The sequence below is a fragment of the Klebsiella sp. HMSC16C06 genome, from assembly GCF_001808325.1.
Classification (GTDB): domain Bacteria; phylum Pseudomonadota; class Gammaproteobacteria; order Enterobacterales; family Enterobacteriaceae; genus Klebsiella; species Klebsiella variicola.
Map to the genome: position 1 here is coordinate 1 of NZ_KV793001.1, position 17,727 is coordinate 17,727.

Consider the following 17,727-nt stretch of genomic DNA (forward strand, 5'->3'; position numbering starts at 1 on the left):
TCCTCAGCAAGGTGCTGTAAACCGAGCGGGCTGGCGCCAGGCCAGCCCGCTGAGCATTCTGGGTGTATTGACGAAGCTTTTAATCATCCGCGCAAACATTGACTGGGCTCATATATCCCGCGATAACCCCTTTGTTAATCTCAGGGTGCCGATGAGGACTTCTCCAGGAAAATAACGTTGGAAATCTTTTTTTAACCCAATGAAAAATAGCGATTAACTATTTTTCATACGCCAAAAATCATGGTCCGTTAATAACGGACTCGGTTTCGTATGGGTTAAAAAAGGTACGTTATGACAGTTACATGGACGGTCACGCCCGTGGGGTATCAGCACATTGCCAAACGCTGCCCCGCCTGCAATGTAAAACGCGACTTCGCGCCTTCCGGCGCTATCCGGGTGAATTCGCAAAAGAAGCTGCTGGATATCTGGAGCATCTATAAATGCACGCGCTGCGATTACACCTGGAATATCGCCCTGTTTTCCAGGCTGCACGTCAGCAAGATAAACCGTGAACTGCTTCAGCGTCTGATGCAGAACGATGCAGCTATGGTTCACTATTATGCCGCTGACCTCGCGACGCTGAAGCGCAACCGCGCCGAGCCGTCGGGGCAACCTGATTTTCGTATTCACGAGCAATGGTCGGTTACGCTGATGGCATGTCAGCGGATAACGGTGCGCGTCAGAGTCAGTCAGCCATTTCGCATCAGCCTGCTATCAATACTGAAAAAACAGCTCAAGCTGAGTACGGCTGAAATCCGGTGGTTGGTCGCGACAGGGCATATCGAGGGTATTCCACTAAAACAGCTCAAGACGAAAAAGCTGAAGGCGATGGAATATCATTTTCAGCTGGCGGCGGAAACGCTGTATGCGCGACGCCGAATTGTGCTTAAGCGGCACCGTAGCTAACCCGACGGCTCAGAAAATCCGCCGTGCTTGAGCTGCTGGCTATTCCATTTTTCGGTGAAATAAGGACGGCGAAGTTGGCCGTCCTGACTCCCTTATCTCCGCCTGAAAAAGTCACCTCCGCTGCAGCCATTCAATCTGCAGACGCATAATAAACAAACGCCAGCTTATTGCCGTCGGGATCGCGGACGTAGGCGCTGTGAAAACCGTCGCCATACTGCGGCCGGTGACCGGGAGCGCCTTCGTCATGTCCGCCGAGTTGCAGGGCGAGGGCATGCAGTTCCGCAATATGTGCGATGGAGCGGGCATTGAGCGCCACCATCGTTCCATTGCCCACCCCGGCAGGCTGCTGGTCAAAAGGAACGCCCACGCACAGCCCGCAGGTGTGATTGCCGTTGAAGGTGCCCCAGGACGCCCCCTGTTCGTTACGGCCGGCTTTGACGTGTCCCAGCAGCGCCATTAACGGGTCATAGAACTTGATGGCGCGTGGCAGGTCATTGGTTCCCAGCATGATGTATGAAAACATAGTGTCCTCCTGTTGCGGGCAAAAAGGTGACTTTCGCCCGCTTACTGCGTGAAGCTGATCGCAACAGACCCTGCGCTGCGCTCAGCCTCGCCATGGTAGACCGCCTCAATATTATTCCCCTGCGGATCCAGCACAAAAGCGGCATAGTAACCAGGATGATAGTGTCGTTCGCCAGGCGCGCCGTTATCATGTCCGCCATGGGTCAGCGCCGCATGGTAAAAAGCGTCCACCCTGTCACGATCTCTGGCCTGGAATGCCAGGTGGTGGCGCCCAGTCAGTTTCCCGGCAGCCTCCGGGCTGTGGCGTGAGGCCACCACCAGTTCGTCGGCCAGCAAGTAGTCATTGGCGGTGGTGATAACCGGGATCTCCAGCGCCGACAGTACGGCAGTATAGAAGTCTTTGCTTGCCTCAAAGTCTTCGACAACCAGCAGGATATGATCGATCAATCTGCCACGATGTAACGTCATGCTTTCCATGGAATTTCCTCCCGGCAGGGGGCCAGCAAGAACAGAATACCCTCAGGTAAGGGCCATAAAAAAGGGCTGGCGCCAGGCCAGCCCGTCAGGACTACCGTGCGGACTCCGTCGCCTCATCCATCTCCTCTTCCTGCTCACTGGCAAGCAGGGTTTTCTCGTTTTTGCATAGACATTGAATCAACAGGAACAGCACGCCGCTGGCCACCAGGGTGACGATCAGGCCATCGTAGCCGGTGATGCCGATCAGCATGCCGCTGACTACCGGCCCGGCGACGCTGCCGGCGGACCAGAAAAAGCCGAACAGGGCGTTAATCATAATCAGCTTCTGCCCATTGAAGGTTTTCCCCGCCCGCACCAGCGACAGGGTATAAAGCGCGCCCGCCGCGGCGCCCAGCAACAGGCAAATGGCCATCAGCTGAATGCGCGAGCCGAGCATCAGCGGCAGGGCCAGCAGCGACAGGCTGAAGACTACCGCGCAGGTCAGATGCACGCGGCGAATGCCGACCCGGTCGGCCAGCCAGCCGAGCGGGGTCTGGAACATTGCATCCCCGGTGAGCACCACGGTGACCAGCAGCACCGCCATTCCTTCATTAAGTCCTTTGTCCATGCCGTACAGCGGCAGCAGCGCGAGGATGCTGGCGTCAAAGAAGGCGAAGCAGAACACCCCGGAGGCGAGTACCGGCAGGAAAGCGCCGAGGCTGCGCCAGCTGGCGCGCTCCCCGAGGCTTTCGCGGGTGCCAGTGGGCAGATGGCGCAGCATCAGCAGGCAGACGGCGGTGACCGCGACGATCGCCATCAGCGCCGAGGCCTGCCAGGCGGGGCCGACGGAGATCAGTAACGGCCCGGCCAGCTGGCAGCCGGTAAAGGCCGAGGCGTAGATGCCGGTGAGGGTGGCGCGCTGGCTGCCCGCCGCGCCGCCGGTGATCCAGCTTTCGCCCAGCACGATAATGACCCCGGAGGCCAGGCCGGTCAGCAGGCGCGGCAGCAAAAGCAGCGTCATATCGGTGGTCATGCATGAGGCGATGGTCGCCAGCGCCAGCAGGATCAGACTGCCGCTCAGCAGCACGCCCATTTCAACGCGCCGGCACAGCGCAGGAGAGAGGAAAGAGGAGATCATCATGCCGGCGGGCGGCAGGGCGGCCAGCAGGCCGACGTACAGCGGCGCGATCTGCTGCTGCGCCAGCTCAAGACTGATTAACGGCACCGTATAGCCGGTGATAAATCCCACGAGCGACGCGGCCATGATCATCGCCAGCGTGGGGGCAAGACGATTCTGGTCTGGGTTAAACATTTTATTTCCGATGAAGGAGAGGTCAGTAGTGGATCCTTCGGCAAATTGCCGTCCTGAGTTGCATAATAATTAATCGCCTGGCCGTTGTCACCGTTGAAATCACTACCAAAAAAGGACCGCCGGGCAGCGACAGGGCTGTACGCCGCGCCGCCGCCGCATTTCGTGACGTTGTCAGCGTGTTAACGACAGGATATAACGGAGGGAGCGGCAGCGACCCGACGCCAGTGAGCGACGGGGAAAAAACGCGACGCATGACCGATTATTCAGCATTACGCTATGCAGGAAAGGAGTAATACATGGCCGTATCGCCGTCACTGATCGCCGAAGCCGTTGGCTGGCGACGTGAATTTCACGCCGCGCCTGAGCTCGGATATCAGGAGCAGGAGACCTCGCGCCGCGTTGCGGAGCTGCTGGCCTCGTTTGGGCTGCAGGTACACCGCGGGCTGGCCGGCACCGGCGTCGTGGCGACGCTGGAAAACGGTCCCGGGCCGGTCATCGGCCTGCGCGCCGATATGGACGCCCTGCCGATCACCGAGCTGGGGAGCGTCAGCTATCGCTCGCGCCGTCCCGGGGTGATGCACGCCTGCGGCCACGATGGTCACACCGCGATGCTGCTGGCGGCGGCCGCCCATCTGGCGCAGACCCGCCAGTTCAGCGGCACCGTCCACTTTGTCTTCCAGCCGGCGGAAGAGAACCTCGGCGGCGCGCGCAAAATGGTGGAAGAGGGGTTGTTCGAGCGCTTCCCGATGGACGCCATCTACGCGCTGCATAACTGGCCGGGGATCCCCCTTGGTGAAGTGGCGCTCAGCGATGGCGCGATGATGGCCTCGCTGGACGCCTTCGAGATCACCCTGCGCGGAAAGAGCTGTCATGCGGCGATGCCGGAGAGCGGGGCCGATCCGATCGTCGCGGCGGCGCAGCTGATTATGGCGCTGCAGACCATTCCTTCCCGCCGCCTGTCGCCGCAGGATTCCGCGGTGGTCAGTATCACCCAGATAAACGGCGGCGAGGCGATCAACGTCCTGCCGGACACCGTGGTGCTGCGCGGTACCTTCCGCTGCCTGAGCAATCGCGTTCGCGCCCGCGTGAGTGAGCTTATCGAAAGCTATGTGGCGACCCAGCCGCAGGTGTCCGATGTGCAGGGTGAGATTAGCTGGTTCCCGGGCTATCCGGTGACCAAAAACCATGCGCAGCAGGCGCAGCAGGTGCGCGAGGTGGCCGTCGCCACCCTCGGCGCGGAAGCCGTGCGCTGGAACCAGGCGCCGTCGATGGCCTCCGAAGATTTTGCCTGCATGCTGGAGGTCTGTCCGGGAGCCTATTTCTGGATAGGCACCGACGGCGAAACCCCGTCGAAGCCGCTACATAACGCCAGCTATGACTTTAACGATGCGCTGATTAGTCCCGGGGTGGCCATGTGGGTGGCGCTGGTGGAGAAACAGCTGCCGGCGGCGTAACCCACCGGCAGCGGCAGAGGGAGCGCGGCGCGCTCCCTGAGGTCAGACGTCGGCGGCGGCTTTCAGTCGCGCCTTCATATCGCTGTAGGCCGTCCAGGCGTAGCGCTCCGCCCATTGCTGGTCGGCTATCGCTTCCACTTTCACCGCACAGTATTTGGTTTCCGGTGTTTTGGAGATCGGATCGAGGTTATCCTGGGTCAGCTCATTGCAGGCGCCCACCCACCACTGATAGGTCATATAGACCGCCCCCGGATTGATGCGATCGCTAAGGTCGGCGCGGGTGATCACCTTCCCGCGTCGGGAGCTGACCCACACCAGCTGTTTGTCAGCGATCCCCAGTCGTTGCGCATCCACCGGATTCATCTGCACCCGTCCCGGCTCGTCGGCCAGCGACTGCAGCGCGGCACAGTTGCCGGTCATTGAGCGGCAGGAGTAATGCCCGACTTCCCGCACGGTGCAGAGCACCAGCGGCCACTCGTCATCCGGGCGCTCCGCTGGCGCGCGCCAGGCGGTGGCGAACAGTTGCCCTTTACCCGATGGGGTATCGAAGCGGTTGTCTTTATACAGCCACGGCGTGCCGGGGTGGTCGAGGGTCGGGCACGGCCACTGGACATGGCCCATATCGCCCATTTTCTCCCAGGTCACGCCGTAGAACAGCGGGCAGAGTTCGCGCATCTCGTCCCAGATCTGCTGGTTGTTCTCATAGTGCATCGGATAACCCATTTCGCTGGCCAGCAGGCTAATGATCTCCCAGTCGCGCTTCACATTCCCCGCCGGAGGGATCGCCTGTTCAAACCGCTGGAACCCGCGGTCGGCGCAGGTGAATACGCCGCCGTGCTCGCCCCAGGAGGTGGCCGGCAGCAGGACATCGGCAATTTCCGCCGTTTTGGTCATGAAGATGTCCTGCACCACCACAAAGTCCAGCGCCTCGATGCCTTTGCGCACCAGGCCGAGGTCGGCTTCGGTCTGCAGCGGATCTTCACCCATGATGTAGTAGGCTTTGATCTCGCCGGTCAGCGCTTTATGCGGCACCTCGGTGATGCGGGTGCCGACCTGGTCATCCATCAGCGCCGGGTCGACACCCCAGGCGGCGGCGAATTTCTCCCGCACGGCGGGGTCGGTGACCTCCTGATAACCCGGGAACAGGTTCGGCAGCACGCCCATATCGCAGGCGCCCTGCACATTGTTTTGCCCGCGGACCGGGCCCACGCCGACGTTCGCCCGCCCCAGGTTACCGGTGAGCAGCGCCAGGCTTGCCAGACCGCGCACCACGTCCACCGCCTGGCCAAACTGGGTGACGCCCATGCCCCACATAATAGTGGCGGAAGGGGCGGCGGCGAAGATGCGCATCGCCTCACGGATCGCCTGCGCGCTGACCCCGACAATCGCTTCCACCGCTTCCGGGGCATAATCCTTCACCGCTTCGCGGTAAGCATCCAGCCCTTCGGTATAGCGTTCGACATAGGCTTTGTTGTACAGCTCCTCCTCCAGCAGTACATAGCCGAAGGCATTCACCAGCGCCATGTTGCTGCCGTTGTTGAGCTGCAGATGACGGTCGGCAATGCGCGCGGTTTCAATGCGCCGCGGATCGCAGACGATGATTTTGGCGCCGTTTTCCCGGGCTTTGATCACCCGGCGGGCGACGATCGGATGGGAGTCGGCGCAATTGTAGCCAAAGACCAGCAGGCATTTCGAGTTTTCGATGTCGCTGATCGAGTTGCTCATCGCCCCGTTGCCCAGCGCCTGCTGCAGCCCGGCGACAGAGGGGCCGTGGCAGACGCGGGCGCAGCAGTCGACGTTATTGGTGTTGAGCACCGCGCGGGCGAACTTTTGCATCACATAGTTGGTTTCGTTGCCGGTGCCGCGCGAGGAGCCGGTGGTCATGATGGCGCGCGGGCCATGCTTCTCTTTGATCTCCCTGAGCTTGCTGGCGGTATAGCGAATCGCCTCCTGCCAGCTGACCGGCGTGAAGGCGCCGCCTTTCTGGTAGCGGATCATCGGTTGTTTGAGACGGGGCGTCAGGAGCTGCGTATCGTTAAGAAAATCCCAGCCGTAGTAGCCTTTCAGACACAGCTGGTTCTGGTTGGTGACGCCGTCGGCGGCTTCCGCGCGAATGATTTTATTGTTGTCGACAACCAGTTTAAGTTTGCAACCCGCCCCGCAGTAGGGGCACACGCTCGTGATTTTTTTCATCAGTAACAGACCTGTTAACAGTGAACAGAGGATCGCTGTCGCGCCGGGCCCGACGGGCAACGATCGCGGTAACGCCTGGTCGTGATGCAGACGCAGGCCTGCTGCGCTATGCAGGTCTTGTGCCAGAATTTAATTTGTTGATTTACATGTGAAAATTAAAATGGTGCGATGACGGGAACGTGACCTCGTCACTAATGACGATGACGCAGAGCGCCGACGTCAGACGCTCTGCGGGGGTAAACGTGGCTAGGCGAGAGGGCGGCACCGGTCGAAGTGCGATTCGCTCAGGCCGACGTCGCGCGCGGCGGCGCAGATAGCCTGCCAGCTGCCGGCATCCAGCGGGATCCCCTGCGCCAGCCGCGCTTCGCGGTTGGCGGCCTCCCATTCGCCGGGCGCCAGCACCGGGGCATCGGCATCGTGCGGCGACTGCTTGCACCATGCGATAAAGGCCTCCGTCTGCGCCTGGCTGTCCGGGGCATCGAACGCGTCCGGGCGCAGGATCACCGTGGTCATGCAGTTAAAGATGGCGTCGACGCTGGTCTGCAGGCTCTCCTGATGGGTGGTTTGCCCCCCGGAGAGCGCGCCGCCGAGCACTTCGCACAGCGTCGCCAGGGCATAGCCTTTGTGCTGGGCGAAGGTGAGCAGGGCGCCCAGCGGCGAGGTCTGCATCACCGCCGGGTCGGTGGTGGGTCGGCCCGCGGCGTCGATCAGGCAGCCGGGGGCCACGGCTTCGCCTTTATGCCAGGCGACGCGGGTTTTACCAAAGGCGATGGCGCTGGTGGCGTAGTCCAGCAGCAGCGGCGGATGGCCCGCGCGGGGAAACACCACGCACAGCGGGTTAGTGCCGAAGCGGCTGTCCTTCCCGCGGAACGGGGCGACCATCGGGTCGCCAATCACGCTGACGAAGTGGATGGAGATCAGCCCGGCGGCGGCGCACTGCTCGGCCCAGTAGCCGATGCGCCCGACGTGATGCGCATTGCGCAGGGCGATTGCCGCCATACCATGCTGCTTCGCCTTTTCAATGCCTAACTGCATCGCTTCGTGGGCGACCACCTGGCCGAAGCCGGCGTTGCCGTCGAGGGTGACCACGGCGCCGGCATCTTTGGTGACCGTGGCGTGGCGGTTGAGCTGCAGAAAACCGCCGGCATGGGATTTCACATAGCTTGGGATCATCCCGACGCCATGGGAGTCATGCCCGGCCAGGTTGGCGGCGATCAGGTGGTCGGCGACCAGCGTCGCTTCTTCTGAGCGGCTGCCGAGATGGGTAAACAGTGAGACGACAAACTGATGCAGATCCGTCGCCAGAAAGCGGTGTCCTGTTGGCACTGATTCTCTCCTGTAGTCTGTTGTTATTTTGTTATGTTTGCCGTTTTATGCTGCGCCGCCCGGCGCAGAAGGTCAAGGGCGGGGGCTCCGGGCGTCACGCCACTGCGCCAGCGTCTGCGTTATACGCCAGACGATAAAAAACCGGTCCGCGATCGCGTTTTAATTAACGCCATAAACACCACATTTTTAAATTCTGCCACTGTCACAAAAGCCAGAAAAAAGCCAGCCCCGGCGTTGCAAGGGGAGCTGATACCACTATATGTTAAATTTGTGTTTATTAATTGATGATTAAAGGTTGGTATCATGTATAAGAAAATAAGTGGTTTAGTGGTTTCACTGACGGCCGTTTTCGCCTGTGCCGCCTGGGCGGAGGTGCCTGCGGGCTATCCCGCGGATTATCAAAAAACGGTGGATGCCGCCGTAAAAGAGGGCAAGGTGGTTATTTATTCCACCACCGATACCAAAGCGGCCGGGCCGTTAATTAAAGGATTTGAAGCGCAATATCCGGGCGTAAAAGTCGAATATAACGACATGAACAGCACCGAGCTGTATAACCGTTATATCAGCGAGCAGGCCGCCGGGGGCGGCAGCGGGGACGTGGTGTGGAGCTCGTCGATGGATACCGCGCTGAAATTAGCTACCGAATACGCGGAACAATATGCCTCGCCGGAGGTGAAGCAATTACCCGACTGGGCGGTCTGGCAGCAGAAAGCCTATGGCACCACCTACGAGCCGGTGGTGTTTATCTATAACAAACGGCTGATCCCGCAGAATGAGGTTCCGGATTCGCATACCGCGCTGGCAAAACTGATCGCCAGCCAGGCCGATAAATTTAAAGGCAAAGTCACCACCTACGATATCGAAAAATCGGGCCTCGGCTTTATGCTGGCGGTGCAGGACAGCCAGGCCGACGCGAACTATTTTGCCGACCTGGCGAATATCGCTAAAGGCGGTCTGACAGTGCAGTCTTCCACCGGCACGATGATGGAGCGCGTCTCCTCTGGCGAAAACCTGATCGGCTATAACATCCTTGGCTCCTATGCCGAAGCACGGGCGAAAAACGATCCCTCTTTAGGCATCGCCTATCCGAAAGATTACGTGCTGGTGCTCTCCCGCGTTTCGTTTATTAGCCAGGAGAGCGAACATCCCAATGCGGCGAAATTGTGGCTCGACTATGTCTTGTCGGAAAAAGGCCAGCAGATCCTCGCCAGCCAGGCGGATATTCCCTCTATTCGTCGCGATATTGAAGGTAAAAATGATATCGATGGTATGACCGCGCTGTTGGGCAAAGCGTTAAAACCGATCCCGGTCAACGAAACGCTGCTCGATTATTTACAGCCGCAAAAACGTCTGCAGTTTATTAAACAATGGCGCAGCGCCGCCGCGAAATAATCCTCCTTCGGGGCATCGCCGATGCCCCTTATTCACACCCGGCGGGTTTTTTCTCCTGACCAAAGGGATGAACCATGAATGTATTACGCAGAAAGTGGCAGGGGCTGCCGCGCGGCGTGGTGGTGTGCATCACGGCGCTGGTGATTTATGTCCCGCTGTTATTTATTGTGGTGCAGAGTTTTCTCTCCGCGCCATTCTTTTCCCGCTCCAAATCGTGGAGTCTGGAAGCGTTCGCCTTTATTTTTACCGACCCGGATTTTTATCTGGCATTAAGGTCAGGTTTTATTCTGGCCTTTGGCCTGGTGATTATTGCCATTCCGCTGGGCGGTATTTTGGCGTTTCTGATGGTGCGCACCGATTTACCCGGCCGGCGGATCATTGAGCCGCTGATCCTGGTGCCGATCTTCGTCTCGCCGATGGTGCTGGGCTTTGGCTACGTGGTGGCCGCCGGGCCGGTAGGCTTCTTTTCCCAGTGGGCGCAGCAGCTGATCGGCTTTGTGCCGTGGAACATCTACTCGATGTTCAGCATTGTGGTCATCGCCGGCTTAACCCACGTTCCGCACGCCTATCTCTATATCTCTTCGGCGCTGCGCAGCGTCGGTTCCGACGTGGAAGAGGCGGCGCGCACCGTCGGCGCTACCCCGCTGCAGGTGATGACCTCGGTGAGTCTGCCGATGGTGCGGCCATCCATCCTTTACGCCTGCGTGCTGCTCTTCTTCCTCGGTCTGGAGGTTTTCGGTCTGATGCTGGTGCTGGGCGACCCCGAGGGCAACATGGTGCTGGCGACCTATCTCTATAAGCTGACCAACAAGCTCGGCACCCCCTCCTACCATCTGATGGCGGCGGTGGCGGTGGTGCTGATCTGCATCACCATCCCGCTGGTGATGCTCCAGCGGCGACTGATGCGCACCGCCAACCGCTTTGTCACCATGAAGGGCAAGGCGTCGCAGGCGCGGGCGCTGCCGCTGGGCAAATGGCGCTGGGTGGCCGGGGCGGTGGTGGTGGCCTGGCTGACGGTGACCATCGGCGTGCCGCTGCTCGGCGTGGCGCTGCGCGCCTTTATCTCTAACTGGGGCGTCGGGGTGTCGCTGTGGGATGAGCTGTCGCTGGCGACGTTCCACAATATCTGGCAGCAGCCCAACCTGCTGCGGGCGATCGTCAACTCGATGGCTATCGGCATCGTCGGCGGCGCGCTGGCGGTGATCTGCTATCTGTTTGTCGGCATCGCCATGCACCGCAAAGCGGACAACGTCACCCGCTTTCTCGACTACAGCGTGCTGGTCCCGCGTGCGGTGCCGGGGCTGCTGGCCGGTCTGGCCTTCCTGTGGGTGTTCCTGTTTGTGCCGATGTGGCTCGATCAGTCGCTGAAGCACGGCTGGCTCTCGGCGCTGCCGGTGGCCGACTGGCTGCGCGAACACCTTATCGTGCAACTGCGTGCCCTGCGCAACACCATCTTCAGCGTCTGGCTGGCCTACACCGTGGTATGGATGGCTTACGGCCTGCGGCTCATCTCTTCGACGCTGCTGCAGGTGGGCCCGGAGCTGGAGGAGGCGGCGCGCAGCACCGGCGCTTCCCGGGGGCAGATCACCCGCCACGTGACCGTCCCGCTGTCGCGCTATGGGCTGATTGGCTCCTGGCTGCTGATGTTCCTTATCTTTGAGCGCGAGTATTCCACCGGCGTCTATCTGCTGTCGCCGGGTACCGAAACCATCGGCTCGATGCTGGTGTCGCTGTGGGCGGCGGGGGCCATCGATATCGTCGCGGCGCTCTCCTTTATCAATATTCTGCTGGTGGTGATTGGCCTTGGTATCGCCCTGCGCTTTGGAGTGAAATTACATGATTGAGTTATCGGTAGAAAATCTGCATCTCACCTATGGCGACAACCCGGTGCTGAAGGGGGTTTCCATGACGCTTGGCCGGGGAGAGGTGGTGTCGCTGCTGGGGCCGTCGGGAAGCGGCAAAACCACGCTACTGCGGGCGGTGGCCGGGCTGGAAAAACCGACGAGCGGACGGATCGCCATCGGCAACCGCACGGTGTACGACGGCACGCCGCGCAGCGAGATCCCGGCCGAAGAGCGTAACCTGGGCCTGGTCTTTCAGTCCTATGCCCTGTGGCCGCACAAAACGGTGTTCGACAACGTGGCCTATCCGCTGAAGCTGCGTAAAGTGGCTGCGGGGGAGATAAAAGAGCGGGTGCAGCGCGTACTGGATCAGCTGGGGCTGGGGCACCTCGGCAACCGCCATCCGCACCAGCTCTCCGGTGGCCAGCAGCAGCGGGTGGCCATCGGCCGGGCGCTGGTCTACAACCCGCCGGTGATCCTGCTGGATGAACCGCTCTCCAACCTTGACGCCAAACTGCGCGAAGAGGCGCGGGTGTTTCTGCGCGAGCTGATCATCAAGCTGGGCCTGTCGGCGCTGATGGTCACCCACGATCAGAATGAAGCAATGGCCATCTCCGATCGTATTCTGCTGCTGAACAACGGCGTCATTGAGCAGCAGGGGACGCCGCAGGAGATGTACGGCAGCCCGGCGACGCTGTTCGCCGCCGAGTTTATGGGCAGCAATAACCGTCTGCACGGTAAGGTGACGGCGCTGGAAAACGGTCGTGCGAGGGTTGAAGGCGCCAGCTGGACGCTGTGGGGTCGAGCGGGCGAGGGGGTCAGCGTTGGCCAGCCGGCGACGGCGGTGATCCGCGTCGAGCGCCTGCGTCTCGACGGCGCAGCGCAGGATAATAGCCTCCAGCTCCCGCTGCTGACCAGCATGTACCTCGGCGACCGCTGGGAGTACCTGTTCCGTACCGAAGGCGACGACTTTCCGCTGCGCGCCTACGGAACGGCGCTGCGCGATGCCGAACACTGCCATCTGACGCTCCCGGCGGAGGATGTGTGGATTTTTCCGCAGCGGTAACCGCCCGTTAAGACGCCAGATGGCACACGGCTTCAATATTGTGCCCGTCTGGCGCAATCACAAAGGCGGCGTAGTAACTGGCGTGGTAGTTTGGCCGTACCCCCGGCGCGCCGTTGTCCTTTCCTCCGGCGGCCAGCGCCGCCTGCCAGAAGGCATCGACCTGCTCGCGGCTGTCGGCGCGAAAGGCAATGTGCAGCGGCGCTGGTTTTTCCGCACTTTGGTAGAGACATAAAGAGGCATCACCGCTGCCGGCCAGCTCTGCACCATAGGTCGGCTCGCCTTCGCCAACCAGCGTTACGCCAAGCGGGGCCAGGGCCTGTAAAAAGAACGCTTTGCTGGCGGCATAGTCGCTAGCGCCGAATTTCACATGATCGAACATATCTTCTCTTCTCCTGTGGATGGGGATCGCCAGCTGAACGCGTTAGCCGGGAAATAGATGCAAAATAGTTAACAACGGTTATTAACTTTTTTAACAGCTCAAAATGTTTAATTATTCCTAATACGAGTATTTACAGACGTTTAATCTGCCATGTACCATAAACAAAAAATAACATTTGTGATACAAGTCACTCTTTTATGGCGCATGGGTAAGCTCAGCGCGGTGTGAATGCCGCTGGTTTACCGCCTCAAGGTTATGGCAGCACCCTTCTCACGATGACATTCCGGTGAATTTCTCTCCGATTTCCCGCGTTTCGTTGAGAATCGTCTACTATCCAAACGATAACCCTATAAATGATATCGCCTCTGGCGATGTTTTATCCGACTTGCCGGGCCGGGCCAGACGCTAAGCGGTTTGAAAGCGCAATGGTATCGGTTCCAGCACGACATTCACTGGGTTTGTCTGCGACAAAAACAGTAATTTTCAATGACAGGAATGTGATGATGTCGAGCGAGAAAACCAACAATTCCAGGCGTGATTTCCTGGTGAAATCGATGGCGCTGATCCCGACGGTGGTGATCGGCGGCGCGGGAGCAGGGGCCATTGGCGTGGCCACCAGCGCGACCGCGCAGGCGGCCCCCGCGTCTGAGCCTGCTTCCGGGAACACGGCGGCGGCCAGCGACTGGAAGCCGCAGTTCTTCAACGATCGTGAGTGGGCGTTTATCAACGCCGCCGTCGCGCGCCTGATCCCAGCGGATGAACTCGGTCCCGGCGCCAAAGAGGCCGGCGTCCCGGAGTTTATCGACCGCCAGCTTAATACCCCTTACGCCACCGGCTCCATCTGGTATATGCAGGGGCCCTTCAACCCCGACGTGCCGAAAGAGATGGGTTATCAGCTGCCGCTGGTGCCTAAACAGATCTATAACCTCGGGATCGCTGATGCCGAGGCGTGGTGTCAGGACAAGTATCACAAGACCTTCGCTGAACTGAGCAACGAGCAACAGGACGAGGCGCTCGGCCTGTGGGAATCCGGCAAAGCCGAGTTCAAACAGCTGCCGGCCTCGCTGTTCTTCACCTATCTGCTACAGAACACCCGCGAAGGGTTCTTCAGCGACCCGATCCATGGCGGCAATAAAGGCATGGTCGGCTGGACGCTGATTAATTTTCCCGGCGCGCGCGCCGACTTTATGGACTGGGTTGAACGGGGCGAACGCTACCCCTTCCCGCCGGTATCAATTAATGGGGAGAGGGCGTAATTATGGCCACCGTATTGAAAAAAACCGATGTCGCGATCGTCGGCTTCGGCTGGGTTGGGGCAATCATGGCCAAAGAGCTGACCGAAGCCGGGCTCAACGTCGTCGCGCTGGAGCGCGGCCCGATGCGCGACACCTGGCCGGATGGCGCCTATCCGCAGGTGATTGATGAGCTGACCTACAACATCCGCCGCAAGCTGTTCCAGGATCTGTCGAAAAGCACTGTCACCATCCGGCATAACACCAGCCAGCAGGCGGTGCCGTATCGCCAGCTGGCGGCCTTCCTGCCGGGTACCGGCGTGGGCGGCGCCGGGCTGCACTGGTCCGGCGTGCATTTCCGCGTCGATCCCATCGAACTGCGGATGCGCAGCCACTATGAAGAACGCTACGGCAAAAACTTCATTCCCCAGGATATGATCATCCAGGATTTCGGTGTCACCTACGACGAGCTGGAACCGTTCTTCGATAAAGCGGAAAAAGTGTTCGGCACCTCTGGGACCGCCTGGTCGATCAAAGGCAAGGTGGTCGGCAAAGGCCGCGGCGGCAACGCCTTCGCCCCGGACCGCTCAGACGACTTCCCGCTGCCGGCGCAGAAAAACACCTGGTCGGCGCAGCTGTTTGAAAAAGCGGCGCTGGAAGTGGGGTATCACCCCTATAACCTGCCGTCGGCCAACACTTCCGACTCCTATACCAACCCCTACGGCGCGCAGATGGGCCCGTGCAACTTCTGCGGTTTCTGCAGCGGCTACGCCTGCTACATGTACTCCAAAGCCTCGCCGAACGTGAACATCCTGCCGGCGCTGCGCCAGGAAAAACGCTTTGAGCTGCGGACTAACGCCAACGTGCTGAAGGTCAACCTGACCGACGACAAATCCCGCGCCACCGGCGTGACCTACGTCGACGGCCAGGGGCGCGAAATGGAACAGCCGGCGGACCTGGTGATTATCGGCGCCTTCCAGTTCCACAACGTGCACCTGATGCTGCTCTCCGGGATCGGCAAACCGTACAATCCGGAGACCGGCGAAGGGGTGGTGGGGCGTAACTTCGCCTACCAGAACATGACCACCATCAAGGCCATTTTCGACAAAGACACCTATACCAACCCGTTTATCGGCGCGGGCGGCAACGGCGTCGGGGTCGACGACTTCAACGCCGACAACTTCGACCACGGCGCGGCGGGCTTTGTCGGCGGTTCTCCATTCTGGGTCAACCAGGCCGGGACCAAGCCCATCTCCGGTTTCCCGGTACCGCCGGGCACCCCGGCGTGGGGCAGCAAGTGGAAAGCGGCGGTGGCCGATACCTACACCCATCACCTGTCGATGGATGCCCACGGCGCGCACCAGTCCTATCGGCAGAACTACCTCGATCTTGATCCGAACTACAAAAACGTCTTCGGCCAGCCGCTGCTGCGCATGACCTTCGACTGGCAGGAAAACGACATCAAGATGGCGCAGTTTATGTTCGATAAGATGGCGCCGATCGCCAAAGCGATGAAGCCGAAATATATCCTCGGCAGCCCGAAAAACGCCAACAGCCACTTTGATACCACCACCTACCAGACCACCCATATGAACGGCGGGGCGGTGATGGGGGAAGATCCGAAAACCAGCGCCGTTAACCGTTATCTGCAAAGCTGGGACGTGCATAATGTCTTCGTCATCGGCGCCTCCGCGTTCCCGCAGGGGCTGGGCTACAACCCAACCGGCACGGTGGCCGCGCTGGCCTACTGGTCAGCGAAGGCGATCCGCGAGCAGTATCTGAAAAATCCGGGACCCCTGGTGCAGGCATAAAGGAAGGCAGATGATGAAAATGCAATGGTTATCGGCCCTGGTGCTTGGGGCATTGAGCTGCGCGGCTTTTGCCGAAGAGGCGCCTGCGGACAGCAATCTGATTAAGCAGGGGGAGTATCTGGCGCGGGCGGGGGACTGTGTCGCCTGCCACACCAACGGCAAAGCGGGGAAACCTTTCGCCGGCGGTTTGCCGATGGAGACGCCGATCGGCACCATCTACTCCACCAATATCACGCCGGATAAAGAACACGGCATCGGCGGGTACACCTTCGAAGAGTTTGACGACGCGGTGCGTAAGGGCGTGCGGAAAGACGGTTCCACGCTCTATCCGGCGATGCCGTATCCCTCGTTCGCGCGGATCAGTGAAGCGGACATGCGCGCCATGTACGCCTACTTTATGCATGGCGTGGAACCGGTGAATGCCGCCAACAAGGACACCGACATCCCGTGGCCGCTGTCGATGCGCTGGCCGCTGGCGTTCTGGCGCGGCATCTTCGCCCCGACGCCGAGCGACTTTGTCGCCAACCCGCAGGTTGACCCGGTGCTGGAGCGCGGCCGCTATCTGGTGGAAGGCCTGGGCCACTGCGGCGCCTGCCATACCCCGCGCAGTCTGACGATGCAGGAAAAAGCGCTCAGCGAAAGCGAAGGCGATGATTACCTGGCGGGCAGCAATGCGCCGATTGACGGCTGGGTCGCCTCCAGCCTGCGCGGCGAAAACCGCGACGGTCTGGGGACCTGGAGCGAGGCTGAGCTGGCCGAGTTCCTGAAAACCGGACGCAACGATAAATCGGTGGTCTTCGGCGGCATGAGCGATGTGGTGGAGCACAGTCTGCAGTATCTTTCTGATGACGACATCACCGCCATCGCCCGCTATCTGAAGTCGCTCCCGCCGCGCGGCGGCAAACAGACCCCAGCCCCGGTGGAAGACAGCGTGGCGAAAGATCTGTGGAAGGGTAACGACAGTAAAACCGGCGCCGCGCTGTACGTTGATAACTGCGCCGCCTGCCACCGCACCGACGGCGCGGGCTATAAACGCGCCTTCCCGTCGCTGAAGGGCAACCCGGTGGTACAGACCGAAGATGCCACTTCGCTTATCCATATCGTTCTGACCGGGAGCACCACGCCGGCGGTGAAAGATGCGGTCTCCAACCTGACCATGCCGTCGTTCGGCTGGCGTCTGGACGACCAGCAGGTGGCGGATGTGGTCAACTTTATCCGCACCAGTTGGGGCAACAATGCGCCGGCGGTCAGCGCCAGCGATGTGGCGAAGGTGCGTAAGGAGACCGCAGCGCACGATGAGAAGGCGTTAGGCAACGCCGATATCTCGAAGCTGCCGGGGGCCGGACAGTAATCGTCAGGGTTGCGTCGCCCGCGCGGCGCAACCCATACTTAGCCACGACGTAAAATACTGTCTGAATCAAGGAGTTTGCCTTCATGCTGCATGCAGAGCGACTGACCTGCATCGTTGACGATCGACCGCTATTTGCGGCGCTGACGCTGTCCCTCGCTGCCGGCGAGCTGCTGCAGGTCGCCGGTGATAACGGCGCGGGGAAAACCTCGCTGCTGCGGATCCTTTGCGGCCTGGCGCGCCCGGAAAGCGGGGTGGTGAGCTGGCAGGGGCAGCCGCTGGCGAAGGTCCGGGAGTCATTTCATCGTCAGTTGCTGTGGCTGGGCCATAAACCCGGCGTCAACGCGGCGCTGACCGCCGATGAAAACCTGCGTTTCTTCTTTCCGTCCAGCCGCCTTCAGCAGCGGGAAAGCGCCCTCGCCGCCATCGGCCTGGCGGGCTATGAAGATCTCCCCTTGAGCCAGCTCTCCGCCGGGCAACAGCGGCGGG

The 17,727-nt window shown here is 60.6% G+C and carries 15 protein-coding genes; 9 read left to right on the forward strand and 6 right to left on the reverse strand.

The annotated features are described in order from the left end of the window. Positions 1-318 precede the first annotated feature (318 nt). Complete coding sequence (locus HMPREF3142_RS13065; RefSeq protein WP_165454066.1) at positions 319-906, forward strand: DUF1062 domain-containing protein; 588 nt, start codon at positions 319-321, stop codon at positions 904-906. 130 nt (positions 907-1,036) lie between these two features. Here HMPREF3142_RS13065 and HMPREF3142_RS13070 read toward each other — a convergent pair whose 3' ends face one another. The 3 genes from HMPREF3142_RS13070 to HMPREF3142_RS13080 form a co-directional block, all read right to left on the reverse strand. Beyond that, the gene (locus HMPREF3142_RS13070; RefSeq protein WP_070612122.1) at positions 1,037-1,429 is read right to left on the reverse strand and encodes a VOC family protein; all 393 of its coding nucleotides are present in this window, start codon (positions 1,427-1,429) and stop codon (positions 1,037-1,039) included. Positions 1,430-1,470: 41 nt separating this feature from the next. Then, positions 1,471-1,905, reverse strand: coding sequence for a VOC family protein (locus HMPREF3142_RS13075; RefSeq protein WP_070612123.1), 435 nt, complete (start codon positions 1,903-1,905; stop codon positions 1,471-1,473). Between the two features lie 91 nt (positions 1,906-1,996). Then, positions 1,997-3,196 (reverse strand): MFS transporter, encoded by a 1,200-nt coding sequence (locus HMPREF3142_RS13080; RefSeq protein ID WP_070612124.1) that lies wholly within the window; start codon positions 3,194-3,196, stop codon positions 1,997-1,999. Positions 3,197-3,492: 296 nt separating this feature from the next. On the opposite strand from HMPREF3142_RS13080, the gene HMPREF3142_RS13085 reads away from it, so the two are divergent. Further along, the gene (locus HMPREF3142_RS13085) at positions 3,493-4,650 is read left to right on the forward strand and encodes a M20 aminoacylase family protein (protein WP_070612125.1); all 1,158 of its coding nucleotides are present in this window, start codon (positions 3,493-3,495) and stop codon (positions 4,648-4,650) included. A gap of 42 nt (positions 4,651-4,692) precedes the next feature. Here HMPREF3142_RS13085 and fdhF read toward each other — a convergent pair whose 3' ends face one another. Both fdhF and HMPREF3142_RS13095 read right to left on the reverse strand, forming a co-directional pair. Beyond that, the gene (gene fdhF, locus HMPREF3142_RS13090) at positions 4,693-6,843 is read right to left on the reverse strand and encodes a formate dehydrogenase subunit alpha (RefSeq protein ID WP_023322793.1); all 2,151 of its coding nucleotides are present in this window, start codon (positions 6,841-6,843) and stop codon (positions 4,693-4,695) included. A gap of 246 nt (positions 6,844-7,089) precedes the next feature. Next, positions 7,090-8,169, reverse strand: coding sequence for a malate/lactate/ureidoglycolate dehydrogenase (locus HMPREF3142_RS13095; protein WP_060876487.1), 1,080 nt, complete (start codon positions 8,167-8,169; stop codon positions 7,090-7,092). A 303-nt stretch (positions 8,170-8,472) separates the two neighbouring features. Between HMPREF3142_RS13095 and HMPREF3142_RS13100 the strand changes: the two genes are divergently transcribed. The 3 genes from HMPREF3142_RS13100 (at position 8,473) to HMPREF3142_RS13110 (ending at position 12,468) form a co-directional block, all read left to right on the forward strand. Next, positions 8,473-9,561 (forward strand): ABC transporter substrate-binding protein, encoded by a 1,089-nt coding sequence (locus HMPREF3142_RS13100; protein WP_012541442.1) that lies wholly within the window; start codon positions 8,473-8,475, stop codon positions 9,559-9,561. A gap of 74 nt (positions 9,562-9,635) precedes the next feature. Continuing rightward, positions 9,636-11,405, forward strand: a complete 1,770-nt coding sequence (locus HMPREF3142_RS13105; RefSeq protein ID WP_008804520.1) for an ABC transporter permease — start codon at positions 9,636-9,638, stop codon at positions 11,403-11,405. Continuing rightward, positions 11,398-12,468 carry an ABC transporter ATP-binding protein gene (locus HMPREF3142_RS13110; protein WP_008804521.1) on the forward strand — a complete coding sequence of 357 codons (1,071 nt, stop codon included), beginning with the start codon at positions 11,398-11,400 and terminating at the stop codon, positions 12,466-12,468. The genes HMPREF3142_RS13105 and HMPREF3142_RS13110 overlap by 8 nt, the downstream gene beginning before the upstream one ends. 7 nt (positions 12,469-12,475) lie before the next feature. Here HMPREF3142_RS13110 and HMPREF3142_RS13115 read toward each other — a convergent pair whose 3' ends face one another. After that, positions 12,476-12,847 carry a VOC family protein gene (locus HMPREF3142_RS13115; protein ID WP_070612126.1) on the reverse strand — a complete coding sequence of 124 codons (372 nt, stop codon included), beginning with the start codon at positions 12,845-12,847 and terminating at the stop codon, positions 12,476-12,478. Between the two features lie 500 nt (positions 12,848-13,347). Here HMPREF3142_RS13115 and HMPREF3142_RS13120 point away from each other — a divergent pair, with 500 nt between their 5' ends. The 4 genes from HMPREF3142_RS13120 to ccmA all read left to right on the forward strand — a co-directional run. After that, positions 13,348-14,103: a gluconate 2-dehydrogenase subunit 3 family protein gene (locus tag HMPREF3142_RS13120; RefSeq protein ID WP_017899589.1), complete on the forward strand. Its 756-nt coding sequence runs from the start codon at positions 13,348-13,350 to the stop codon at positions 14,101-14,103. A gap of 2 nt (positions 14,104-14,105) precedes the next feature. Then, a complete protein-coding gene (locus HMPREF3142_RS13125; protein WP_002908285.1) occupies positions 14,106-15,890 on the forward strand; it encodes a GMC family oxidoreductase in 1,785 nt (594 codons plus the stop codon). Positions 15,891-15,900: 10 nt separating this feature from the next. Beyond that, a complete protein-coding gene (locus tag HMPREF3142_RS13130; protein WP_012541447.1) occupies positions 15,901-17,241 on the forward strand; it encodes a c-type cytochrome in 1,341 nt (446 codons plus the stop codon). A gap of 83 nt (positions 17,242-17,324) precedes the next feature. Then, positions 17,325-17,727 (forward strand): heme ABC exporter ATP-binding protein CcmA (gene ccmA / locus HMPREF3142_RS29865; RefSeq protein ID WP_228706477.1); only part of this gene is annotated, 403 nt, incomplete at its 3' end.